The organism is Cetobacterium sp. (assembly GCF_051658645.1).
Lineage (GTDB): Bacteria > Fusobacteriota > Fusobacteriia > Fusobacteriales > Fusobacteriaceae > Cetobacterium_A.
The window spans coordinates 1-17847 of sequence record NZ_JBOFMZ010000060.1 but is presented as its reverse complement, the minus strand read 5'-3'; the positions used below and the strand labels follow the sequence as shown (position 1 = coordinate 17847).

Below are 17847 nucleotides of genomic sequence, written 5' to 3'. Positions count from 1 at the left end.
AATCTCAAGTAATAAAAAAAACTTGACTATAAATCTACTTTAGGATTTAAACTATAATAGTTGATATTGCTAAAAAATTACATTTACACATATTTTACACAAAAGTTAAATATAATTCAAATTAAGGTGTCAAATAAATTTGTATGGAGAGAATATGAAATTAAACATAGAAAATTTGAAATTACAAACAAAACTTTCAGAGATTGAAATATATGATTTTTTAAGTGAATGTTTAGAAAAAAGAGGAAAAATTAAGAAAACAAAAACTTCTGAAAACTGTATAGAAAAGTTTCAAAGCTTAGGGCTTTGTAATATAACCTTTAATCAATCTATCCGAGAATATCTTGAATCAATTGATATGTTTGGAATCCAGTTTAATAAAAAAACATTTGAAACTATTTTTTTAGAACTTCAAAAATAAAATTATCTTTTATATTTTTATATCTGTAATAATTAAAATAATAGCTGATTCTTGGATGTCTTATGTTATAAAAAAAAGCGATAAATTATAATTTTAGAATTTATCGCTTTTTTTATTGAAGTATTAAATATAATTCCGAATTATTTCATCATCAGAATCAGATATATATGCACAATTTTTTCCGTGTTTTTTAGCTTTGTAAAGAGAAATATCAGTTTTACTATATAAATCAATAAATTTATAGTCATCATTTTCAATAAATGTTATTCCAATACTAGCAGAAATTCTTATATTTTTACCTTCTTTATTATAACAAGTATCCATAAGAGATAAAAGAGATTTTATTCTATTTAATACAATCGTTCTATCTTTATAATTTTTGATAAAAATTATAAATTCATCTCCACCAACTCGAGCTACAATTGAGTCGCTTGAAAATATTTCACTTATTTTATAAGCAGTTTCACGAATAACATAATCACCAGTCGTATGACCAAGTTCATCATTAATAGCTTTAAAATTATCTATATCTAAAATAATAAATAGTGATTCATTTTTTTTAAATCCAACATTTTTTATATTGTCTTCTAAATATTTCCGATTGTAAATACCTGTTAAATAATCATGGTTTAGAGAATCTAATATAGGTGTAATTTCATTTTTTGTATGAATATTAAAACTTTGAAACGTTATTAAAAAAATTGTAATTAAAATTAAAATAATAATAAGAGTATTTGCCCAAGTATTAATAAAATAATTTGAAACATTTAAATCTGTAATTATATACCAATTTGAAATTGGATCTTTTGTAAATGTTATAGCATGTAAATCATATCCTTCTATTTTAAAAGTAAATCCAAATGAATTACGAATTAAGTTTTCTATTTCAATATGTTTGTCTTCTAGAATAACCTTTAGATTACTATCTAAAATACTTGTATTATAGTCTTCATCTGCAGCTTCGTATCTATTTTCTAATAAAATTAATTCACTTAAATGCATAGATGAAAATATAGCACCACGGAATTCATTTTCAGTATTTAGTAGAGGATGTATAAAAACAATTGTTTTTTCACCAGTTGTAGTACTATAAATAACATTACTGATGACACTTTTTTTATTTTTTTTAACTTCTTTAAAGTAATTTCTATAAGAAAGATTGGCTGTTTTACTTCCTAAAGAACTAGATCTGTTACCTTCTTTATCCAATAAGCCAATAAGAATAAGATTATAATTATCTTGAAATGGTCTTAAGGATAAGGCTCTTTTTTGAATTGGAATATTTTCATTTTTAATATATTCTAATTCGGATAAAGATTCTACTAATGAAATCTGATTTTTTATTATATTATTAACCTCTAGTACGGTTTGTTTATTTATAAAAATAACAAGTTCCTTACTTCTAAATAAAATTTGTTTCATTGATAATATTAATATATATGTTACTACTATAATTACAATAACAGAGATTATTTTATTCTTTTTTAAAAATTTCCGATACATTTCCAACTCCAAATACTAAATTTTAATTATATAAATACCATTTTACATGGTATATTTTTTTGCAAGATAAGTCAAGATAATTTTAATCTTGAATAATATTCAATTTTTATAAAAAAAATAACCATGCAATTGAGTATTGATAAAAACTCAATTGCATGGTTATATATATTTATTCTATAAAAAAGTTCTTTTAAACTAATTTATAACTAATCATATAAAGCTTTCATTTTAATTTGTCCTGAATATTCTCCAGCAGATTGATTTGGTTTAGTAGAAACTGAAGCTGCTATATTCAATTTAGACTTTCCATTTGAATCTAACAAGATTCTATTATTATTAGTTGTTATATAGATCCCTGAATTATCTGTTGCTGTACAATTAAAGTTGATAGCTAAAGAATCTTTTACTGTTTCATTTTTAGTTAAATAGATAGGGGTTGTAAAAGTTGCTCCGTTTGAAGTTAAACCTTCAAATGATATTTTAACAGATGAATTTTTATCACCTTCGATAGAAAAAGTTGAACGAGCTGTATTCAAATTACCAGCTACAAGAATCCCAAAATTTAAAGGACCATCGGATTTAATAGTTAATGGTTTAATAACAGTTGCAGTTATATTCATTGTTGCTTCACTAGATGAACTTCCAGTATCAGAATAGCCTAATGAAGTTATTCCAAGTAAAAAACTAAAAATTAAAATTTTTTTCATTTTTCTCCTCCGTTATAAAATAAAAAATAGCCAGTTACACAAAAAGTGTAACTGGCTATCATTTTAAAGACCCTATAGTTTTGCGTCATAAAGTTTCCTTTATTTTGCCATTATTATATATTAGTAATATAAAAATAATATAGTAATATCTATAAAAAGTCAACAATATTTGTAGTTTTTTTTAAATATTCATAGCAAGTGCTATTGAACCTAATAAACCTGCATTGTCTCCAAGGCCTGGAGGTACAATATAATCATCTATATTCTCTAAAATATTTTTTGTTTGAACATAGTTATTTAATATTTTTTTTACATTTCTTCTAATAAGAGGAAATAGTTGAAGTTGTTTCATAACTCCTCCACCTAAAATAATTTTTTCAGGTGAAACTGTTAATATATAGCTTACAAGAGCTTGAGCAATATAGTAAGCTTCAATCTCCCAAGCTTTATGATCTATAGGAAGCTCATAAGCTTTTACACCCCATCTCTCTTCGATAGCTGGACCTGCAGCTAAGCCTTCAAGACAATCATTATGGAAAGAACATTTCCCTACATAAGTATCCTCAGAATGTCTTCTAACAAAAATATGACCCATCTCAGGATGAAGCATTCCATGTATAAGCTTACCAGAGGCCAATACACCTCCTCCAATTCCAGTTCCTATAGTTAGGTAAAGACAGTTTTCAAGACCTTTCGCAGCTCCCCAAGTTGCTTCTCCTAGTGCTGCACCATTCACGTCCGTATCAAAAGCCATAGGTACATTAAGATTTTTTTGTAATTCACCAATTAAATTGAAATCACTCCAATATTTTTTTGGTGTTTTAGTTATATATCCATAAGTTTCAGACTCAGGATTTGGATCAATCGGACCAAAAGATCCAACTCCAATTGCTGATACTCCTTTATCTTTAAAGAAATTAAAAACTTTTTCTAATGTTATTGCAGGTTCTTCTGTTGGAAAACTTACTCTTTCCAAAATTTCACCATTTTCTGTTGCTATTCCACAAACAAACTTTGTTCCTCCAGCTTCAATTGCTCCTAGTTTCATTAAAACCTCCATTATATTTTGAAAAATTCAATCTTAGGTATAGTAAACAACATTTCACTCATAATTTCAATACCTAAACTATCTTTTTTTGGATATATGTTAGCTGTAAATACCTCTTCTCCATCATTTAAGAAAATTTCTACTGATGATCTATCCATAAATATTCTTACATTATTTAATTCATTTAAAGAACAAGTTCGAATACCTTTATATCCAGCTCCAGAGTAATTTCTATTTAGAGTAGCTTTCTTTATTATTGGATTATAGGCAAAACTTGTATATTCTTCTTTTCCTTTTCTTAATAGTATTTTAATCTCAGACTCTATCTTTTCAAAATTTATAATCAATTCATATGTTTCTCCAGAAATATTAAATTTTGATAAATCTAATTCTTTATCTACAACTATATTTTCTAATTGCACTCTTTCTTTTCTTAATTTTTGTAAATTAATATGTGGCTTTTGAATAATTTTATCTTTTTTAATTTCTAATGTTCTTGGTAAAGTTAAAGAGTGTATCCAATTTTCACTCTTTACAGTTGGGTGTTCTAACTCTTCAGGCATTCCCATCCATCCTATTAAAACGTTTTTATCGAACTCATCTTTAAACGTTTGAGGAGCATAAAACTCAAATCCTCTATCTAACTCTACAAAACTATTTTTATGTATCTCTTCTAACTCTCTTATTACATATCCTGATTGGTATCTATTATTATAAAAATCTCCTATTGCTTCAACACCTTGTGGAGAGAAAAGTAAAGCTGCGTTTTCTCCGTCTTCAATAAAATCTGGACATTCTGACATAAATCCAAAATCTCCATCTAAAATCTCTTTTTCAAAACTCCAAGTTATTAAATCTTGAGATGTAAATACTACAATTGTTCCTGTTAAATTTACTCTTTGAGCTCCTAAAACCATTTTATAAATTCCATTTTTTATAAAAATCTTTGGATCTCTAAAATGACGAGTATACTCTTTTGGAATATTTTTATTATGTATAACAGGACCCTTTTTTTCAAAATTAATTCCATCCTTAGAAATAGCTAAACATTGATAACTTTCTCTTTTACCATCATTTTTTACATTTCCTGTATAGAAGAGATGGAGTATTCCATCTTTTTCAATAGCACTTCCAGAATAACATCCATTTTTATCAAACCAATCTTTTGGCTCTAAAGCAACTGGTAAAGTTTCCCAATCTATTAAATCTTTACTTTTTAAATGAGCCCAGTGTTTTGTTTTATGTTCACATGAGTTTGGATTCCACTGATAAAAAAGATGATACTCACCTTTCCAGTAAATAAGTCCATTTGGATCATTTAAAAGCCCATGAGATGGTGTTATATGAAATTTATTTTTCCACATATTACACCTCATCTTTAAATCCAAGTATTATCGTTGCAATTGCAGCCGCTATAAAACTGATTAAAAGAGCAACTATATAGTTAATCATAGATCCTGGTTGAACAATCGAAATTCCTGGAATTCCTGTTACTCCAACTGCATTCATAGCAACTTTTGTAAAACTTATATAAGCTCCACCTATTGCTCCTCCTATTACAGCTCCTATAAATGGTTTTCCAAGTCTTAAATTTACTCCAAATAATGCTGCTTCTGTTATTCCAAGAAGACATGAAAGTGAAGCAGGTAGTGCTATTGATTTTATAGTAGGATTTTTACTTTTTAAAAATACTGCCATAGCTGCTCCACCTTGAGCTACGTTAGCCATAGACCATAACGGAAGTAAGAAGTTCTTTCCTATATTTGGATTTGCTAAAAGATTTGCTTCAATAGCATGAAAACTATGATGCATTCCTGTTATAACAATTGATGAGTAGCTTCCAGCTAAAATAGCTCCTGCAAAAATTCCCAATGTTGAATATATATATTGTAATCCAAAAGATATTCCATCTCCAACAACTCTTCCTAAAGGTCCAATAACTGTTATACTAATAAATCCAGTTATAAGTATTGTTAAAAAAGGTGTTAAAATAATATCTAACATATTTGGAACAATTTTTCTTAGATTTTTTTCAACTAAACTCATAACCCAAATTGCTATAAGTATTGGTAAAACTGTTCCTTGATAACCTATTTTAGCAAAGTTCATACCAAACAATGTAAAATAGCTAGAAACTCCGTTTCCTACTGTCCAAGCATTTTGTAGTGCTGGGTGTATTAGTATTCCTCCAAGTGCTGCTGCTAAATATGGATTAGCTCCAAATTCTTTTGCTGCTGAGAACGCTAAAATTATAGGTAAAAATACAAAAGCTGTATTTGAGAACATATCTAGAAGCTCAAACATTGATGAATCTCCTGATAGCCATCCAAAAGTTTTTCCCATTCCTAAAACTCCCATAAGTAGTCCACTTGCTACTATTGCTGGAATTATTGGTACAAATATATTAGATAATGTTCTTGCAAATCTTTGGAAAATATTTAAATTTCTAATTTGGTCTTTTTTTATATCATCTAAAGATGATTCTTCAATATGTGCTTCTCCTAAAATAGCACTACAAACTTTATTTACAGCACCTTGACCTAAAATAATTTGTAGTTGTCCACTTGAGAAAAAAGCTCCTTTAATATCAGTATTCTTTTTTAAATTTTCTAACTTAACATCTGATTCATCTTTTACAACAACTCTTAATCTTGTTGCACAATGTCCAACACTAGAGATATTTTTTTCTGTTCCAATATTTTCGATAATAAAATCAGCAACTTTTTTATAATCCATAATTCACTCTCCAAAATTTAGTTTAACTCAATGTGGAACCGTTCCCGCATACTATTTAATGTAATATATTTTTTACAAAAAGTCAATTTTTTTATTTTTAAAATAAACTTTTAAATCTGTAAGAAACCCCAAAGTATTATTTTCGAACACGAACAAAAAAAACTTTGTTTTAAATTAAATTAAGACTATAATTTATTAAAGAAATAAGATAGGTGGTATATAAAGTGAAAAAAAAATTAACAATAAAAGAGATCGCAGAATTTTCTGGTGTTGGAAAAAGTACTGTTTCTAGATTTTTAAATAATGGATATGTAAGTAAAAATGTAAGTGAAAAAATAGAGAAAATTATTTTAGAAAATAATTATGAACCAAATGTGTTTGCTCGAGGTATTAAAGCCAAGAACAATCGTTTTATAGGAGTGCTCGTTCCTTGTCTAGATTCTAGAATAACTTCTACTATCCTAATGCAGCTTGATAACAGACTAAAAAGTTTAGGATATATTCCTCTAATAATAAATACAAATCATAATATTCTTTTAGAGCTTTCTAATTTAGATAATCTTTCTAGATTAAATGTTGAAGGAATTGTTTTAATGGCAACTGAAGTTACAGCTGAACATAAAAATTTTGTAAAAAAAAGCAAAATACCAATTCTTTTTGTTGGTCAAATATGTAATGAAACTTACTCTATCGTTAATAATGAGGAAAAAGCTGGGAAAATTATTGGAGAATATATAGCCAAATCTGGACATAAAAATATTCTTTACATAGGTGTTAATGAAAATGATGCTCTTGTTGGATCAATTCGGAAAAAAGCTGTTTTAAATGAACTTATAAAATACAATTCTAAAATTGATTTTATAACAAGTGACTTTAGTTTTGATGAAACAGAAAAATTAGTTTATAACTACTTTAAAAATAAAAAACCAAGCTGCATTATATGTACTACAGATAATATGGCTTTTGGAGCTATAAAAGCTTTAAATAAATTAAATATAAAAATTCCAGATGAAGTTTCTATTGTTGGATTTGGAGGATATAAAGTTTCTGATTTAATAGTACCACAACTAACTACTATAAGATTTTTTAATGACTTAACTGGTAAGTTAGCTGCTGAAAGTATTGTGAAATTAATTTTACAAGAAACAATTCCTAAAATACAAACTATCAATTTTGAATTTTTAAAAAGAAAAAGTGTTTCAGATACTCATAATTAGTTGTATAATAAGCAAACTAAATTATTGGAGGATTTGAAATGATTAAATTAAAAAAAGGAGATTTTATTGGTTATTATTCACCCTCTTCACCAGCTACAAGTTTTGCTCCTAAAAGATACAAAAAAGCTGTTGATTTTTTAAAAAATAAAGGGTTTAATTTAATAAGTGGTAATTTAAGCCAAAAATCAGAAGGATATAGGTCTGGAACTATTCTTGAAAGAGCAAATGAATTAAATAAACTTATTTTAAATAATGAAATAAAATGTATTATGTCCACTATTGGAGGAAATAACTCAAATTCAATTTTACCATATATAAATTATGAAGCTATTAAAAGCAATCCTAAAATTTTTATAGGATACTCTGATGTTACAGCTATTTTATTGGCAATCTATGCTAAAACAGGAATAGTTACATTCTATGGACCAGCTCTAGTCGCAAGTTTTGGAGAATTTTCTCCTCTAGTAGAAGAAACATATTTATATTTTTCTGATATTTTAATGAAAGATATTCATTTTCCTTATGAATTTAAAACTCCATTGAAATATACTGATGAATTTATAAATTGGGAAGAGCAATCAGAACCTAAAAAAACTTGTGAAAATGAGTTGATAACAGTTATTCCTGGTAAAGTTTCTGGAAGAATTATAGGAGGAAATTTAAATACTATTTATGGAATTTGGGGAAGTGAATATATGCCTGAAATAAAAGATGGAGATATTCTCTTTATTGAAGATTCTTTAAAAACTGCCGCTGATATTGAAAGAAGTTTTGCTTTTTTAAAATTAAATAAAGTTTTTGATAAAATTAGTGGAATTATTTTAGGTAAACACGAACTATTTAACGACCAAAATTCTAAAAAGAAACCTTATGAAATTTTATTAGAGTTTTTAGATGAAAAAAACATTCCATTTCTTGCTCAATTTGATTGTTCTCATACTCACCCTATGTTAACTTTACCAATCGGTGGAGTTGTGGAATTAGATGCAACTGAAAAAAAAGTAACTTTATTAAGCTTCTAAAAAATAAAATATAAGTAATTGTTTTTTTTGTTAAAACTTGATAAGATATATAGAGAATTAAATCATAAATAAAAGGACGGTGAGTTTTTTACAATAAATAATCTCATTTTTTGTAAAAATTATAAATATGGTAAATAAAGAGATTAGTATTAAAACAATTCAAATAGATGCCGAAGAAGCTTATAGAGCTGGTGATTTCTTTTGTTCAGAAGCTATTGTTTATTCAATCAAAAAAAATATAGATCCTGATATGCCTGACGCTTTAATTGCTGCATCTTCTGGATTCCCATTAGGTGTTGGTGGTTCAAAGTGTCTTTGTGGAGCTGTTAGTGGTGGAGTAATGGCTATTAGCTATTTCTTTGGTCGAACTAAAGCTGGTGATAGAAAAGTTCATAAAAATTTGAAATTAGCGAATGAATTACAAGAAGAATTTAAAAAAAATCATAAAGTTTTATGTTGTAAAATTTTAACTCATGGAATGACTATGGGATCTACAACTCATAAAAATCAATGTGTAGCTTTTACAGGAGAAATTGCTGCTGCTGCTGCAAAAATAATTGCAAGAGAGCTAGAATTAACAGTAGTTGAAACAGAGATTCAAAAAGAAATTACAAAAAATGGAATCACTCGTTTAAAAGAAAGTATTCAAAATATAATTCAAAAATAAAGAAAAAATCCCTTCTAAAATAGAGGGGATTTTTTTAAACCATTTTTATAAAAGAAAATCGATGATACAATTAACATCAAGAGTTCATTTGTTGGAGCTGATAACCAAATTCCTTTTTCATTAAAAATACCTGGTAATACCAGAAGTAAAATATTTATAAAAATAATTCCTCTTAAAACACTTAAAATACTAGATATAAAAGCATTTTCTATTGCTGTAAAATAAGAGCTAATAATAATATTTATACCCATCAAAATATATGTAAAACTATAACATACAACTGCATCTTTAGTTAAAATAAATAGTTTAGGATTATCTTTTATAAATATTGAAACCAACTCGTTTGAAAATGCATTAACAAGTAAAAAGAAACAAATCCCAAGTATAAAAACAGTCATTGTTCCTATTTTTAATATTTTTAGTACTCTTTCTCGAGATTCTGCTCCATAATTAAAACTAATTATAGGCTGTAAACCTTGAGAAAATCCAATCATAGTCATCGTAACCAAAGTAGATATATAACTGATTACACTAAATGCAGAGATACCTTCATTTCCTATAGTTGCTATTATATTTATATTAAATGCCATTATAACAACTCCTGTTGCCATTTCAGTTAAAAATTCAGAAGAACCATTATATAAAATAGTAATGATTGTTTTTAATTTAAATTTAATGAAATTGTATTTCAATTTTTTGGCATGGAATATCATATAGTAAGCTAACATCAAAGCTGTTGTCATTTGAGCTGTTCCTGTTGCTATCGCTGCTCCTTTAATTCCCATTCCCATTTCTACAATCAATAAATAATCTAAACCTATATTTATAATTGCTCCGCCTATTATACAAATCAAAGAATAGTTAGGGCTTCCTTCTATTCTTACAAAACTCTCAAGCCCATAGGATAACATATAAAAAAGTGTAAAAAATGAAAGATAAAAAAGATAAGTTGTACTTTCTTCTAAAATAACTGTATTTGCTCCTAAAAGAGTTACAATATCTTTTGGAAAAAATATCCCAATTAAACTAAGTAAAGCACTAAAAGCTATGAAAAGCTGAATCGATGTACTATAAGATTGTGATGCTTTTTTATCTTTTTTAGCTCCTAACTGTATAGCGATCATGGTTGAACTTCCAACTGCTATCATTATTCCTATAGCAAACGAGAAATTCACATATGGCATTACAATATTTACTGCTGCTAAACTTTTAGAACCTAAAAATTTACCTATAAAAATCCCATCAACTATTGTATAAAGTGAAAAAATCCACATTGTTACTATTGATGGTGCTCCATATTTAAAAATAAGTTTGAAAAGATTATCTTTTAATAATTTTTCCTGAATAAAAATCACCTCATTATTTTAGTAGCATATTATAGCACTTTAAATAGAAAACCTCAACAAATTAGAGAATAAATGATATAATGTAGTGGGTGATAAAAATGGGAAAAATGACGAAAGCTATTGGGCAAGATGAGATTGATACTATTTTAGGATCAAATAAAATAAAACAAGATGTTCGAAATGCTTTACTAATAGAATTAAATACTGGATTAAGAATTCAAGATATAGCTCGATTAAGATATAGTGATATACAATTTGGTAAATTAGAAATAATCGAGAAAAAAACAAAAAAATCACAAATAACAAGGATAAATATAGAGTTGGTTGAATATCTTTTTAATAACCGAACTCGAAATGATAATTATATTTTTGGTTCGACTGAAAAAGAGGTTCGAGCTTTTGTAAGAAAAGTTCAACATCAAATTCTAAAAGCTTGTGATTATGAAAATATAGATAGTACTTTTATTAGTACTCATAGTTTTAGAAAATCTTTTGCAACTCTAGCATACAATGAAACAAAGGATATTATATTTGTTCAACAACTTTTAAATCATTCTAGTGTTTCTGTTACTCAAAAGTATATAAAAATAAACAAAGAAAAAGCTGATGATTATAGAGGAAAACAACGATTAGGATTTTAATTTTTAAAAGTGTAACGTATGTTACTGATTTTTTAGAAAAAAAGTTATATTATATAAAAAAGGATGGTGATAGCAGTGAGTAACTATGGTGGAAATTTACAAAAGATTAAAGAGGGTAAAAGAACCTTTGGAATAACACCACATATTCCTGGTGGATTTATAACACCAGATAACTTAATAAAAATAGCCGAAGTAGCTAAAAAATACAACGGTGTCTTAAAAATTACATCTGGTCAAAGAATTTTAATAACTAATCTAAAAGAAGAAGATTTAGTCTATGTATGGAATGACCTCGGAATGGAACCAGCTGTTAGAATTCAAAATTCTTTAAAAAATGTTGAAATATGTCCAGCTAATTATTGCAAAAGATCCAAATACCCAACAATAGGTATTGGAATGAAAATTAGTAATAGTTTTCATGGAATGGAGCTTCCTTGTAGAACTAAAATAGCAGTTGTAGGATGTAGAAACGCATGTACAGGGGCATATTCAAAAGACATTGGGGTTATTGTTGATGTTGATGCTAAATTTTTTATAACTGTTGGAGGTAGTTCTGGTTTTAATCCTCGTAGTTCTGATATATTAATAAAAGGTTTATCAGAAGATGAAGCATATCTTACAGTAAAAACAACTTTAGAATATTACAACGAAAATGCTTTAATGGGAGAAAAATTAGGGCACTTTATAGATAGAATAAGCTTTGAAATTTTTAAAAAAGAGATTTTCAATAAATTAAATGTAAAAGGAGATAACGATGATAACTAAAAATACTATAATAGCTGAAATAATTGATATTAACCCTAAAGGTGCTGGAATACTTATGGGATATGGAATGGGTTGTATTGGATGTCCATCAGCTCAAATGGAAACTCTAGAGCAAGCTTGTGAGATTCATGGCTTAAATTTAGAAGAAGTTTTAAATAAATTAAACGAAAAATAAAAACGATTGATAAAAAGGAGAAATATGAGCTTATATTTAGGAAAAATACATTATTGGCTTTTTAATAAAATTTTATGGCTACAAAACTTAGAGGAAAATATTATTCAATCTGCTCAAGAAAATGGAGTGGATATTGAAACTGCTAAAAATAAAATTATAGAGCAATATGGAGAAAAACTGAAAAATAAAAATTTAGATGAAATCATAGATTTAAATAATATACATGGATGGCTACAAAATACAATTCATATATCTGAAGGAAGATTAGCTGCATGGATAGGATTTATTATCAAAAGTGATATAAATGCAATAAACAATTTAAAGGCAGTTTTTGAAGAAGGAGGAATTATTGCTGCTAATGAAGCAAAAGATGAAGCTCAATATTCCACAGCTATAGAGATATACAACTGTGTAACTAACTATATTTTAGATGGAATGCCTTGTGATAGAGTAAATGTTGTTACTATATCTGAAGAAAATCTTGTTTCTTGGGAAAGAAGACTTTGTGTACACAAAGAGGTTTGGGAAAAAGAAAATGTGGATGTTAAAATTTTCTATGATCTAAGAAAATCTTGGTTGGAAACTTTTGTTAAAAATTTAAATCCAAGTTTCGAATATTCTGAAGAGTCTGAAGGAAGCTATAAAATCAAAAAAGGATAGTCCAATTGGATTATCCTTTTTTTTTACTCTCTAATTAAAATAATATATTCTTTATTTGAGTATATCTCTTTAAAATTCTGCAAAGGAATATCTTTATAATATTTTTTACGAGCTATTAAAAGTTCTCCTTCTTTAATTAAATTTAATTCATTCAAAGACATTTCTTTTATTTCATTTTTATCTATCTCACTTAAAATATTTTTAACATCACCAAATCTATAGCTATATATTTCTTGAGTATTTAATTTTATAATTTCAATTGAATCTCTTATTGTATAGTTTTTATTATAATAAGGTAGTGCTAAAAGGCAAACAGCTAAAACTGCTAAATTTACATATAATATTTTTTTACAAATTTTTTCTTTTGTTCCACTCCATTCTCTCTCAATAAATCTCAAAGATATAGTTACTATTCCATAATATAATGGTAACAAGTATATGTCTAACTTACCACTTAATAAACTAAAAAAAATTAAATTTGGAATAAATAAACTAAATGAAATTTTGTCTATAGGTTTCCATTTGTATAACATTTTAATATTTTTAAATTTGTCTATCACTCCTCTTACTAAAAATATAGTCAATGGAAGTGCTGTAAAAATAAGGTTTTTAATATAATGATAAACTGGTTTTGTATGTGTTTTTGACTTTACCATTCTATCTATCGTTTCTTGTCCTAGCATTAATTTTATATACTCTTTTCCATCTTCAAAAGAATATATAGATAAAAAGAAAATACTTAATATTCCTAAAATCAAAGATATTCCAAAAATTGGTTTTATTTTTTTTAAGAATTTTAAATTTCTCTCTAAATAAAGAAAAGTTAATATTGTCAATAATGGAACAACAACTGCTGCTCCACCTTTAACTAAAATACCAAAACCTATTGAAATATAAATATATGAAATTTTTAATAAACTTATTTTTTCACCTTTTTTTATTTTATAAACTTTAAAAAAGCTGTATAAAGATAACATTATAAACATTGTCATCAAATAATCCATTCTTAAAACTAAAGAGATTCCAAAAAGATAAGGTAGAGTTATTAAAATTGTTGTTGATACATACGCCATTTTTTCTGTCCAATATAACTTTGAAATTTCAAATCCAAGTTTTGCTGTTATCGCTGCTGGAATAATACCACCAAAAATTAAGGATAATGGATAAAAATTTTCTTTATTTATAAGTCTAAATATTCCTAGAATCCAAAAATAAATTGGTGGTTTATCAGGATATAACTCATTAAAATATCTCAGTATTAAAAAGTTTTTAGTATTAATCATTTCATCCGTTACTACAAAATATTTGAATTCATTTCTTAAATCAGGTACTCTTAAAAAAGCTATACCTACTAAAATTGAAAAATATGCTATAAAAAATATTTTATATCTTTCTTTGTAAATATCATCTTTAAGATTCATAAATTCTCCTTAAAATTTAATTTTGTCCTACTGGAAAATATTTAAATAAAGATCTTACTCTAGAATTTTTTGTATGAACATTTCTAAAATCAAAATAATAATTATCTTTCATTCTTTTATTTAATTTTTCTAAATTAAGTCCTCTGAATTGATTCCATTCTGTTAATAAAACTACAGCATCTACACCTGTGCTTGCAATCTCTTCATTTGTACAATACTCTATACTTTTATTGTAATTTTCCAATCTCCATTTTGCTTCGGGCATTCCTTTTGGACAATATGTTTTTATTTTTGCACCATTTTTTATAAGCCCTTTTATTATATCTAAACTAGGTGCATCTCTAACATCATCTGTATCAGGTTTAAAAGAAAGTCCTAATATGCATATTGTTTTTTCATTTAAATTACCCATTTGTTTTACAATCTTTTGAACCATTTTTACTTTTTGCTTTTCATTTGCAAAAATAGCTGAAGATATTACACACATCTCTTCTCCATACTTTTTCCCAATTTCAACAATGGCTTTTGTGTCTTTCGGAAAACATGAGCCTCCATAGCCAGGTCCACAATGTAAAAACTTTGGTGATATTCTACCATCCATACCCATTGCCGAAGCAATCTCTTGAGTGTTAGCTCCTACTTTTTCTGCCAATAAAGCTAATTCGTTTATAAAAGATATTTTTACAGCTAAAAAAGCATTTGAAGCGTATTTTATCATTTCAGCTGTTCTTCTATCTGTACAAACAAAAGGAGTTTTATTTATATATAAAACATCATATAGCTTTTTCATTATTTCTAAAGCTTTTTTAGTTTCTGCTCCTATAACAACTCTATCTGGTCTTAAACAATCATTTACTGCTTTTCCTTCTCTTAAAAATTCTGGATTAGAAACTACATCAAATTCAATTCGTTTCTCTCTAGTTATCAACTCACTTTCTATTAATTCAACTACTAAATCTCCAGTTCCTACAGGTACTGTTGATTTATTTACAACAACTGTATATTTTTTTATAAACTTCCCTATATCTCTGGCACATTCAGAAACATGAGTTAAATCAGCAGAACCATCTTCAGCTGGTGGTGTTCCAACAGCTATAAAAATTACATCAGAATTTTTATAGCTCTCTTCTTTATTCGTAGTAAACTTCAATCTTCCTTCAAGCACATTTCTATCTAAAAGTTCTTTTAATCCTAATTCATATATTGGTAAAATTCCATTTTTTAAAGAGTTGATTTTTTTTTCATCTATATCTACACAAGTTACTTTATGACCAAATTCACTCAGAATTACTCCTTGAACTAATCCCACATAACCTGTACCTATTATAGTTATCTGCACTTTATTTTCCTCCTAAATACCACTTTACAAATTTTTGAATTCCATTTTCAAATTTTGTAGATGGATTATATCCTAAAATATCTTTTGCTTTATCTATGCTTGCAAAAGTTCTTTTAACATCTCCAGGTTGCATAGGTAATCTATCTATTACGGCTTTTTTGTTTAATGTTTTTTCAATTACCTCAATCATATTATTTAAAGATATCGCATCTGATTCACCTAAATTTATTATTTCATATACATTTTTATTTTTATTTAAATAATTCACACCTTTTATAACACCATCAATAATATCATCAATATATGTATAATCTCTATATGTTTCTCCATCTCCAAAAACAGGAATATTTTCATCTTTTAATATTTTATCTATAAATTTATGAATTGCTAAATCTGGTCTTTGTCTTGGACCGTAAACTGTAAAAAATCTAAATTGTAAAGTATCAATATTATATAATTTATAATATACATGTCCAAATACCTCACATGATTTTTTAGTTGCTGCATAAGGAGAAATAGCAAAATCAACTATATCAGTTTCTTTGAAAGGAACTACTTTATTATCGCCATATATTGAACTTGATGATGCTTGAATAAATTTAATAGTATTGTATTTTTTACAACACTCTAAAAGATTTAAATAGCCACCAACATTAACTTTTTCATACTCTAAAGGATTTTCTAATGAAGGTCTAACTCCTGCTAAACCTGCTAGATTTATAACCATATCTATTTTATATTTTTTAAATATCTCTTCTACTTTTTCAGAATCTTTTAGATCACAATATTCTAAAGAGTAACAATCTGAATTTGTTATTTGAAGCAATGTATTTATTTTAGACTCTTTTGTTTTTTCTAATAAAATATTTTCTAAATGTTCAACTTTATTTAAACTCTCTAAAACATTTTTTATTTTTATATTTTCTGAATAAAAATCATGAAAATTATCAATTCCAACTATACTATGACCTAATCCTAAAAGTTTTTCTACTAAATGTGATCCTATAAATCCCGCTGCTCCTGTTACAATAATTTTCATTTATTTCTCAGCTCCTCTATTTTTTTTAATTAAATATATATTTCTTGAATAAATTAAAACATTTGGTGCTTGTCCAATTATAAATACTGGGTCTTTTTTATATAATGCGTAAATTAATAAAAAAATACTACCAAATAAACTAAAAATCCAAAATGAAAAAGGTATTATACTTTTTTTAGCTTTTTCACTTGCAACCCATTGAATTATAAATCTCATTGAAAATAAAGCTTGTCCTATAAAGCCTATTATTAAATATATATTCCAATTTTTAATCATCTCTGTTCCTCTATTTCCCAATCTAATATTCTATTTTTCATCCATCTAACTGCAAAAACATCTTTAAAAGCTTTAAATCCTCTTCCAAAAACTTTATATTTTGATTCGCCATATAATCTATCATAATGTCTTACTGGTACTTCTATTACTTTAAAACCATTATATTTTGCTAAAGTTGGTAAAAATCTATGCATTCCATTAAACATCTTATAATGTTTTACAATATCTTTTTTAAATAATTTTAAAGGACAACCAGTATCCACGATATTATCTCCTGTTACAAGATTTCTAAAACCATTTCCAATTTTTGAAGCTAATTTTCTTTTAAATCCATCTTCTCTTGTAGCTCTTTTTCCATTTACAAAATCATATTCTGGTATAAATTTTAAAAGTTTATATACATCTTCTGGATCAGTTTGTAAATCTCCATCCATCATCAAAATTAAATCTCCTTCTGCTTTTTGAAATCCTGCATCTAAAGCTGCACTTTGACCTTTATTTTTAATAAAATGATAAACTCTTACATTTTTATTTTCTAATTTTATTTTATTTAAAATATCATAACTCCCATCATTGCTTCCATCATTTACAAAAACAATTTCATACTTTTTAAACTCTTTTTTAAAAGCTGATTCTATTCTTTGAAGCATGGGTAATATATTTTCTTTTTCATTATATACTGGTATTACTGCTGAAATTTCCATTTTTCCTCCTTGCTTTTTTTATGTTTCTGTTAACTTAAAAATTATTGAAACTACTCCAATCCTTTGAGGTATAATAGTTATTCAAACAACCAATATTCCCCCCAAGAAAGGAGCAGTTTTTAACTATGTATATTAATAATATCTCTTGTCCTCGTTGTTT

19 protein-coding genes and 1 riboswitch are annotated in these 17847 nt (G+C 26.5%); of the genes, 8 read left to right on the top strand and 11 right to left on the bottom strand.

Features of this window, described 5'->3' with window-relative positions:
* The first annotated feature begins 154 nt into the window (after positions 1-154).
* Complete coding sequence (locus ACRCZX_RS07020; protein WP_438582217.1) at positions 155-421, top strand: hypothetical protein; 267 nt, start codon at positions 155-157, stop codon at positions 419-421.
* A 123-nt stretch (positions 422-544) separates the two neighbouring features.
* On the opposite strand, the gene ACRCZX_RS07015 is transcribed toward ACRCZX_RS07020, so the two are convergent.
* The 5 genes from ACRCZX_RS07015 to ACRCZX_RS06995 all read right to left on the bottom strand — a co-directional run bounded on the left by ACRCZX_RS07015 (position 545) and on the right by ACRCZX_RS06995 (position 6415).
* Positions 545-1924: a diguanylate cyclase domain-containing protein gene (locus tag ACRCZX_RS07015; RefSeq protein WP_438582216.1), complete on the bottom strand. Its 1380-nt coding sequence runs from the start codon at positions 1922-1924 to the stop codon at positions 545-547.
* A gap of 206 nt (positions 1925-2130) precedes the next feature.
* Positions 2131-2631: a hypothetical protein gene (locus ACRCZX_RS07010; protein WP_438582215.1), complete on the bottom strand. Its 501-nt coding sequence runs from the start codon at positions 2629-2631 to the stop codon at positions 2131-2133.
* Positions 2632-2674: 43 nt separating this feature from the next.
* Positions 2675-2750, bottom strand: a riboswitch (cyclic di-GMP riboswitch).
* A 62-nt stretch (positions 2751-2812) separates the two neighbouring features.
* Entirely contained in the window at positions 2813-3679 is an 867-nt protein-coding gene (locus ACRCZX_RS07005; protein WP_438582214.1) for an ROK family protein, read from the bottom strand.
* 11 nt (positions 3680-3690) lie between these two features.
* Positions 3691-5043 carry a glycoside hydrolase family 32 protein gene (locus ACRCZX_RS07000; RefSeq protein ID WP_438582213.1) on the bottom strand — a complete coding sequence of 451 codons (1353 nt, stop codon included), beginning with the start codon at positions 5041-5043 and terminating at the stop codon, positions 3691-3693.
* A gap of 1 nt (position 5044) precedes the next feature.
* Complete coding sequence (locus tag ACRCZX_RS06995; protein WP_438582212.1) at positions 5045-6415, bottom strand: sucrose-specific PTS transporter subunit IIBC; 1371 nt, start codon at positions 6413-6415, stop codon at positions 5045-5047.
* Positions 6416-6639: 224 nt separating this feature from the next.
* Here ACRCZX_RS06995 and ACRCZX_RS06990 point away from each other — a divergent pair, with 224 nt between their 5' ends.
* The 3 genes from ACRCZX_RS06990 to ACRCZX_RS06980 all read left to right on the top strand — a co-directional run bounded on the left by ACRCZX_RS06990 (position 6640) and on the right by ACRCZX_RS06980 (position 9321).
* The gene (locus ACRCZX_RS06990) at positions 6640-7632 is read left to right on the top strand and encodes a LacI family DNA-binding transcriptional regulator (protein WP_438582211.1); all 993 of its coding nucleotides are present in this window, start codon (positions 6640-6642) and stop codon (positions 7630-7632) included.
* A 38-nt stretch (positions 7633-7670) separates the two neighbouring features.
* Positions 7671-8654 (top strand): S66 family peptidase, encoded by a 984-nt coding sequence (locus tag ACRCZX_RS06985; RefSeq protein WP_438582210.1) that lies wholly within the window; start codon positions 7671-7673, stop codon positions 8652-8654.
* A gap of 127 nt (positions 8655-8781) precedes the next feature.
* Positions 8782-9321, top strand: a complete 540-nt coding sequence (locus ACRCZX_RS06980) for a C-GCAxxG-C-C family (seleno)protein (RefSeq protein WP_438582209.1) — start codon at positions 8782-8784, stop codon at positions 9319-9321.
* Positions 9322-9335: 14 nt separating this feature from the next.
* On the opposite strand, the gene ACRCZX_RS06975 is transcribed toward ACRCZX_RS06980, so the two are convergent.
* Entirely contained in the window at positions 9336-10676 is a 1341-nt protein-coding gene (locus ACRCZX_RS06975) for an MATE family efflux transporter (protein WP_438582208.1), read from the bottom strand.
* An 89-nt stretch (positions 10677-10765) separates the two neighbouring features.
* Between ACRCZX_RS06975 and ACRCZX_RS06970 the strand changes: the two genes are divergently transcribed.
* The 4 genes from ACRCZX_RS06970 (at position 10766) to ACRCZX_RS06955 (ending at position 12908) form a co-directional block, all read left to right on the top strand.
* Complete coding sequence (locus tag ACRCZX_RS06970; RefSeq protein WP_438582207.1) at positions 10766-11308, top strand: tyrosine-type recombinase/integrase; 543 nt, start codon at positions 10766-10768, stop codon at positions 11306-11308.
* Between the two features lie 75 nt (positions 11309-11383).
* The gene (locus ACRCZX_RS06965) at positions 11384-12073 is read left to right on the top strand and encodes a hypothetical protein (RefSeq protein ID WP_438582206.1); all 690 of its coding nucleotides are present in this window, start codon (positions 11384-11386) and stop codon (positions 12071-12073) included.
* On the top strand, positions 12063-12248 hold the full coding sequence (locus tag ACRCZX_RS06960; protein ID WP_438582205.1) for a DUF1858 domain-containing protein: 186 nt from the start codon (positions 12063-12065) through the stop codon (positions 12246-12248). Before ACRCZX_RS06965 ends, ACRCZX_RS06960 begins: the two co-directional genes overlap by 11 nt.
* Before the next feature lie 24 nt (positions 12249-12272).
* Positions 12273-12908, top strand: a complete 636-nt coding sequence (locus ACRCZX_RS06955) for a hypothetical protein (RefSeq protein ID WP_438582204.1) — start codon at positions 12273-12275, stop codon at positions 12906-12908.
* Positions 12909-12931: 23 nt separating this feature from the next.
* Here the strand turns inward: ACRCZX_RS06955 and ACRCZX_RS06950 are convergent, their stop codons facing one another.
* Genes ACRCZX_RS06950 through ACRCZX_RS06930 form a run of 5 tightly spaced genes read right to left on the bottom strand, consistent with a single transcriptional unit; the run spans position 12932 to position 17687 of the window.
* A complete protein-coding gene (locus ACRCZX_RS06950) occupies positions 12932-14329 on the bottom strand; it encodes an ArnT family glycosyltransferase (RefSeq protein WP_438582203.1) in 1398 nt (465 codons plus the stop codon).
* Between the two features lie 16 nt (positions 14330-14345).
* Positions 14346-15668, bottom strand: a complete 1323-nt coding sequence (locus ACRCZX_RS06945; protein WP_438582202.1) for a UDP-glucose dehydrogenase family protein — start codon at positions 15666-15668, stop codon at positions 14346-14348.
* Position 15669: 1 nt separating this feature from the next.
* Positions 15670-16707: a GDP-mannose 4,6-dehydratase gene (locus ACRCZX_RS06940; RefSeq protein ID WP_438582201.1), complete on the bottom strand. Its 1038-nt coding sequence runs from the start codon at positions 16705-16707 to the stop codon at positions 15670-15672.
* Positions 16708-16983, bottom strand: coding sequence for a lipid-A-disaccharide synthase N-terminal domain-containing protein (locus tag ACRCZX_RS06935; RefSeq protein ID WP_438582200.1), 276 nt, complete (start codon positions 16981-16983; stop codon positions 16708-16710). It lies immediately after the preceding gene.
* Positions 16980-17687 (bottom strand): glycosyltransferase family 2 protein, encoded by a 708-nt coding sequence (locus ACRCZX_RS06930; protein ID WP_438582199.1) that lies wholly within the window; start codon positions 17685-17687, stop codon positions 16980-16982. The genes ACRCZX_RS06935 and ACRCZX_RS06930 overlap by 4 nt, the downstream gene beginning before the upstream one ends.
* Positions 17688-17847 lie beyond the last annotated feature (160 nt).